The sequence below is a fragment of the Streptococcus sp. 21.1 genome, from assembly GCF_016648635.1.
Lineage (GTDB): Bacteria > Bacillota > Bacilli > Lactobacillales > Streptococcaceae > Streptococcus.
This window is the reverse complement of the sequence record NZ_JACLQL010000001.1, coordinates 359,997-366,079: the sequence shown is the minus strand read 5'-3', so window position 1 is coordinate 366,079 and position 6,083 is coordinate 359,997. Positions and strand designations below refer to the sequence as shown.

6 protein-coding genes and 4 tRNA genes are annotated in these 6,083 nt (G+C 36.4%); 8 read left to right on the top strand and 2 right to left on the bottom strand.

What is annotated here, in order from left to right; all coding sequences use genetic code 11:
- Window positions 1-78: 78 nt before the first annotated feature.
- From H7U01_RS01800 to H7U01_RS01775, 6 genes are all read left to right on the top strand, one after another.
- A tRNA-Lys gene (locus H7U01_RS01800) sits at window positions 79-151 on the top strand.
- A gap of 5 nt (window positions 152-156) precedes the next feature.
- Window positions 157-238 (top strand) — tRNA-Leu (locus H7U01_RS01795).
- Between the two features lie 12 nt (window positions 239-250).
- A tRNA-Thr gene (locus H7U01_RS01790) sits at window positions 251-323 on the top strand.
- 7 nt (window positions 324-330) lie between these two features.
- Window positions 331-402: transfer RNA gene (locus H7U01_RS01785), tRNA-Glu, on the top strand.
- Between the two features lie 89 nt (window positions 403-491).
- Window positions 492-1,424, top strand: a complete 933-nt coding sequence (locus H7U01_RS01780) for a manganese-dependent inorganic pyrophosphatase (protein ID WP_073690004.1) — start codon at window positions 492-494, stop codon at window positions 1,422-1,424.
- Between the two features lie 54 nt (window positions 1,425-1,478).
- The gene (locus H7U01_RS01775; protein ID WP_037601426.1) at window positions 1,479-2,138 is read left to right on the top strand and encodes a DUF1803 domain-containing protein; all 660 of its coding nucleotides are present in this window, start codon (window positions 1,479-1,481) and stop codon (window positions 2,136-2,138) included.
- A 29-nt stretch (window positions 2,139-2,167) separates the two neighbouring features.
- Here H7U01_RS01775 and H7U01_RS01770 read toward each other — a convergent pair whose 3' ends face one another.
- Both H7U01_RS01770 and recX read right to left on the bottom strand, forming a co-directional pair.
- A complete protein-coding gene (locus H7U01_RS01770) occupies window positions 2,168-2,701 on the bottom strand; it encodes a DUF402 domain-containing protein (protein WP_002886644.1) in 534 nt (177 codons plus the stop codon).
- Window positions 2,702-2,772: 71 nt separating this feature from the next.
- A complete protein-coding gene (recX, locus tag H7U01_RS01765; protein WP_037601420.1) occupies window positions 2,773-3,549 on the bottom strand; it encodes a recombination regulator RecX in 777 nt (258 codons plus the stop codon).
- 34 nt (window positions 3,550-3,583) lie between these two features.
- Here recX and rlmD point away from each other — a divergent pair, with 34 nt between their 5' ends.
- Together rlmD and asnA are read left to right on the top strand one after the other, a co-directional pair.
- The gene (gene rlmD / locus H7U01_RS01760; protein ID WP_037601418.1) at window positions 3,584-4,939 is read left to right on the top strand and encodes a 23S rRNA (uracil(1939)-C(5))-methyltransferase RlmD; all 1,356 of its coding nucleotides are present in this window, start codon (window positions 3,584-3,586) and stop codon (window positions 4,937-4,939) included.
- A gap of 109 nt (window positions 4,940-5,048) precedes the next feature.
- Window positions 5,049-6,041 carry an aspartate--ammonia ligase gene (gene asnA, locus H7U01_RS01755; RefSeq protein WP_013990097.1) on the top strand — a complete coding sequence of 331 codons (993 nt, stop codon included), beginning with the start codon at window positions 5,049-5,051 and terminating at the stop codon, window positions 6,039-6,041.
- Window positions 6,042-6,083 lie beyond the last annotated feature (42 nt).

Here is a 6,083-nt window from a genome sequence, read left to right as displayed (position 1 = left end):
AGCGGTTATCACGTCGCCCTGTCACGGCGAAGATCGCGGGTTCGATTCCCGTCGGGACCGTCAAGTAGAAATATTTGAGACTCGTTAGCTCAGTTGGTAGAGCAATTGACTTTTAATCAATGGGTCACTGGTTCGAGCCCAGTACGGGTCATATATGCGGGTGTGGCGGAATTGGCAGACGCACCAGATTTAGGATCTGGCGCTTAACGGCGTGGGGGTTCAAGTCCCTTCACCCGCATTAGAAAAGTTAGCCGGCTTAGCTCAGTTGGTAGAGCATCTGATTTGTAATCAGAGGGTCGCGTGTTCAAGTCATGTAGCCGGCATAAAGAAGGTCCGTTGGTCAAGGGGTTAAGACACCGCCTTTTCACGGCGGTAACACGGGTTCGAATCCCGTACGGACTATATTTCGAGTAACTTAGGTTACTCTTTTTATTTTGTTTCTTTTTTTTATATGTTATAATAACTTATAATACTATTTTTGAGGTGAATTTATGTCTAAAGTTTTTGTTTTTGGTCATCAAAACCCTGATTCTGATGCAATCGGGTCTTCTTATGGATATGCTTATTTGAAACGTCAACTTGGTGTTGATGCTGAAGCTGTTGCTTTAGGTACTCCTAACGAAGAAACAGCTTTCGTTCTTGATTATTTTGGTGTTGAGGCACCAAGAGTTGTTGAATCAGCTTTGTCAGAGGGAGTTAATCAAGTAATTCTTACAGACCATAATGAGTTTCAACAATCTATTTCAGATATTAAGGATGTTGAGGTTATTGAGGTAGTAGACCATCACCGTGTGGCTAACTTTGAAACCGCTAATCCATTAATGATGCGATTGGAACCTGTTGGATCAGCTTCTTCAATTGTTTATCGTATGTTCAAAGAAAACAATGTTGAAGTTCCTAAGGAAGTGGCTGGTTTGCTTTTGTCAGGTTTGATTTCGGATACTCTTCTCCTTAAATCTCCAACTACACATGCTTCAGATCCTGCAGTTGCAGCTGAACTTGCAGAAATTGCTGGAGTTAATTTGGAAGAATATGGACTTGCTATGCTTAAAGCTGGTACTAATCTTTCTTCTAAATCTGCTGAAGAACTTATTGATATTGATGCCAAAACTTTCGAATTGAATGGCAATCAAGTTCGTGTTGCACAAGTTAATACAGTTGATATTGCCGATGTTCTTTCTCGTCAAGAGGAAATCGAGGAAGCTATTAATAACTCAATTAAAAGCAATGGATACTCTGACTTTGTCTTAATGATTACTGATATTCTTAATTCAAATTCAGAGATTCTTGCACTTGGTTCAAACACTGATAAAGTTGAAAATGCTTTTGATTTTGTTTTAGAAAATAATCATGCTTTCCTTGAAGGAGCTGTTTCTCGTAAGAAACAAGTAGTACCACAGTTGACTGAAAGCTTTAATGCATAAAATTAGGCCGTCAGGACTTTTTTTAGTTGTCTGATTAATGGTATAATACTTCTTATGATAATACAATTTAACCCAAACAAACTATGTAAGCAAGCTTTTTTTATGGAAATAGTGAATTATCTATATCTTAATCAGCCTGTGACCCTGAGAGCAATAAAAAGGGAGTTTCCTTTTCAAAAGAATATAGATAAATTAATTGAGGAGTTTGTAAAAGCAGGCTATATTGAACGATTTGAGAAACGTTACCGTTTATTAATTAGTCTTGTGTCGGATTCTTCTAAAATTGACTTAGACCAGCATTTTTTTATTAATGATAATTCTTCTTGTTATTTAGAACTATTAAATCGTAGTTTTGTTACTAAGATATCTAATTCTACTAATGATGTTGTTATTATCGAACAAACGGGTATCACGAGAGACGAACTTACGATTTCAAATTATTTCTATAAATTAAGAGAAAATCTACCATTATCTGAAGAGCAGAATAGATTATATGACATATTAGGGGATGTTAATCCTGAATACTTTTTGAAACATGTAACGACTTTTCTATTAAAATACATAAGGAAGCAATATGTACTTCAAAAGAGGAGGAATATTTTTGTCGATGCTTTAGTATTATTAGGGTATCTTGTTCAAGTAGAAGAAGGGCGTTATCTTTTGAATATGGACTTAGATTCCGAAGCATTCGTTTTTAGTGCAAAAAAAGACTAGTATTATTACTAGTCTTTTTTATGACAACTTTAACGATTCCTTAGTTCAAGATAACGTTTGTACCAGATGTTAACATAAGATTGTGAAAATGGCCCCTTACCATTGTTAATCCAATCTACCAAGATTTTAACATGTTCCTTTAAGATATAGTCAATATCAGGAGAGTAATGCATTTCTTTTTTATGTGTTTCATACTCATCTACATCTAGCAATTTTTTTTCACCATCAGCGAAGACTTTGACATCTAGGTCGTAGTCAATATATTTTAGTGCTTCTTGGTCCAAAATATATGGACTAGCTAAATTGCAGTAGTAGGAAATGCCGTTATCCCTAATCATGGCTATAATATTAAACCAGTATTTTTTGTGGAAATAAACAATAGCAGGTTCACGTGTTACCCATCGTCTTCCGTCTGCTTCAGTAACGAGGGTGTGGTCGTTAACGCCAATAACAGCATTCTCAGTTGTCTTTAGTACCATAGTATCGCGCCAAGTACGGTGCAAACTACCATCATGCTTATAACTTTGAATTGTGATAAAGTCGCCTTCTTTTGGTAATTTCATGGCGTCCTCTTTCTACAATAAGGGTTATCCCCACTATTGTATCATAATTTTGTGAAAAGAGGGGGGAATTCCTATAAATATTCTCTTAGAGCGGATGCTATGGCATCAAAGTCATAACCTTTTCTGGCTAAAGATTGTGTCAAGCGCTGTTTAAGTTCATAACCGTCGTATTTTTTACTAAATTTTTGATATTGCTTATCTATTTCTTTATAAAGGAGAGCTTGTTCAATTTCTTCATCTGCTTCAAGTTCTAGATGATCGATTGCTAGTTTACTTTCTTGAAATGAAAAACCTTTATTGATAAGGCTTTGAGTTAATTTATCTTTTAGGGCTTTAGATGGTAGTTTTCCCTGATATTTTCGTAACAGTTTTGAAGCTACTCTAATGGCTATTTCTGAGAAATCAAATTGACTTAAAACATCGTCAATGATCTGTTTGTTACAACCTTTTTGAAGCCATTTTTGCTTCAGCACATAGGCTCCTTTATCGCCTGAATTCAGATTTTGTTGAGCTAGACTTTCTAGGAGTTTGTAATCATCAATCCAGTGATCTCTTTTTAGATTATCAATAATTTTTGGAATTATATGAGGGTTTATTTCATGTTTAAAAAGGTAATCTTTTACCTCTTTCTCAGTACGTTGTTTAAATGAAATAAAATAGAGGGCTAAGTTTTTACCATGCGAGAACTGGGCAAAGGATTTAATATTCTCTAGTTGATCTTTGTCCAGTATCATTTCTTTTGTCAACATGTATTTAACGATGGTATCTTCTGTAACGTAGAGACTCTCTTTTTTGTCTATCTCAAGGAGATAAAGTCTCTTTTTCTTCTCGATTTTTGTGATTTTCATAGTTATTATTATATCAAAATGTTAGAATGGTAGTATGAATTTACAAGTGAAACAGCGTATCCCGCTTAAGATAAAACGCATGGGAATCAATGGCGAAGGCATTGGTTTTTATAAGAAAACTCTAGTTTTTGTGCCAGGGGCTTTGAAGGGTGAAGAAGTATTCTGTCAGGTTGTTTCTGTTAAGAGAAACTTTGTTCAGGCAAAATTATTAAAGATTAATAAGCCTTCTAAGTTTCGTGTTGAACCTGCATGTAGTATTTATGAAGACTGTGGCGGTTGCCAGTTAATGCATCTTCGTTATGATAAGCAATTAGAGTTTAAAACTGACTTATTAGGACAAGCCTTGAAGAAGTTTAAACCGGCTAATTTTGAGTCATATGACATTCGTCCAACAATAGGGATGGAGCAACCACAACATTACCGAGCTAAACTACAATTTCAAACCCGTTCTTTTGGTGGTTCAGTCAAAGCTGGTTTATTTGCGGAAGGGAGTCATCGCCTCATTAATATTGATGATTGCCTAGTTCAGGATGAGCTAACTCAAGTCATCATGAATAAGGTGACAAATTTGTTAGATAAATACAGGTTGCCAATTTATAATGAGCGTAAAATTGCTGGAATTCGTACTGTTATGATACGACGTGCTTTGGGTTCAAATCAGGTCCAGTTGATTTTTGTAACCTCTAAATCAGTTTCTTTCACTAAATTAGTTAAGGAATTGACGGAAAGTTTTCCAGAAATTGTAACAATTGCTGTCAATTATAATTATTCGAAGTCCAGTGAGATTTATGGTCAAGAGACGGAAATTCTTTGGGGGCAAGACACTATTCAAGAAGAGGTACTGGACTATAACTTTGCTCTCTCTCCTCGTGCATTTTACCAGTTGAATCCTCAACAAACAGAGGTACTCTATGGTCAGGCCGTTGAAGCTTTGGATGTAGGTAAGGCTGAACACCTTATTGATGCTTATTGTGGGGTTGGTACTATTGGACTTGCTTTTGCAAATAAGGTAAAGAGTATTCGAGGTATGGATATTATTCCAGAGTCTATTGAGGATGCTAGAAAGAATGCTAAATCACTTGGGTTGGAGAATGCTCACTATGAGGTGGGTAAGGCTGAGGATATTATTCCTCGTTGGTACAAGGAAGGCTATCGAACAGATGCTCTTATTGTGGATCCACCTAGAACTGGTTTAGATGATAAGCTACTTAAAACGATACTGGCCTACACTCCTGAAAAAATGGTTTATGTTTCATGTAATGTATCTACTTTGGCTAGAGACCTAGTTTCTTTGGCTAAAGTTTATGATGTTAATTATATTCAGTCAGTAGACATGTTTCCTCATACAGCTCGAACAGAAGCAGTTGTGAAGCTGACTAAGAAAATGTGATAAAACCTAACATAAAAAACAAGAAATTTTCCAAATTGTTGGAAAATTTCTTTATTTTTCTGAAAAATAGGAGTATAATAGGCTTATCGATTTTTTAAAGGAGGAGCGTATGAAAAAGAGCTTCATTCATCAACAAGAGGAAATTTCTTTTGTGAAGAATACTTTTACACAGTATTTGATTGATAAACTTGACGTCGTTGAAGTGCAAGGGCCTATTTTGAGTAAGGTCGGGGATGGTATGCAGGATAATTTGAGCGGTATTGAGAATCCTGTAACTGTTAATGTGCTTCAGATTCCAGACGCGACATACGAAGTTGTTCACTCATTAGCAAAATGGAAACGCCATACTTTGGCTCGTTTTGGCTTCAATGAAGGTGAAGGGCTCGTGGTTAATATGAAGGCTCTTCGTCCAGATGAAGATTCATTGGATGCAACGCACTCTGTTTACGTTGACCAATGGGACTGGGAAAAAGTTATTCCTGACGGACATCGTAATATCGCTTACTTGAAAGAAACTGTTGAAACCATTTATAAGGTTATTCGTTTGACTGAGCTAGCAGTTGAAGCACGTTACGATATTGAAGCTATTTTACCTAAGAAAATTACCTTCATCCATTCAGAAGAACTTGTTGAGAAGTACCCTGATTTGACACCAAAAGAGCGTGAAGATGCTATTACTAAGGAATATGGTGCTGTATTCTTGATTGGTATCGGTGGTGTTCTTCCTGATGGAAAACCACATGATGGTCGTGCACCTGACTATGATGACTGGACAACTGAGTCTGAGAATGGTTACCATGGTTTGAATGGGGATATTTTGGTTTGGAATGAACAATTAGGACATGCTTTTGAATTGTCATCAATGGGTATTCGTGTTGATGAAGATGCCCTTAAACGTCAGGTTGAAATTACTGGCGACCAAGATCGTTTGAAATTAGATTGGCACCAAGCCTTGTTACATGGCCTTTTCCCACTAACAATTGGTGGGGGTATTGGTCAATCACGTATGGCTATGTTCTTGCTTCGTAAGAAACATATTGGTGAGGTTCAAACTTCAGTTTGGCCAGATGCCGTTCGTGAAACTTACGAAAACATCTTGTAAAAAAAGCACTAACGAAAGTTAGTGTTTTTTGGTTTGCAATAG

Coding starts and splice junctions, on each gene's coding strand:
- H7U01_RS01775 (WP_037601426.1), top strand. CDS start 1,479: ATGATAATACAATTTAACCCAAACAAACTATGTAAGCAAGCTTTTTTT.
- asnA (WP_013990097.1), top strand. CDS start 5,049: ATGAAAAAGAGCTTCATTCATCAACAAGAGGAAATTTCTTTTGTGAAG.
- recX (WP_037601420.1), bottom strand. CDS start 3,549: ATGAAAATCACAAAAATCGAGAAGAAAAAGAGACTTTATCTCCTTGAG.
- H7U01_RS01770 (WP_002886644.1), bottom strand. CDS start 2,701: ATGAAATTACCAAAAGAAGGCGACTTTATCACAATTCAAAGTTATAAG.
- H7U01_RS01780 (WP_073690004.1), top strand. CDS start 492: ATGTCTAAAGTTTTTGTTTTTGGTCATCAAAACCCTGATTCTGATGCA.
- rlmD (WP_037601418.1), top strand. CDS start 3,584: ATGAATTTACAAGTGAAACAGCGTATCCCGCTTAAGATAAAACGCATG.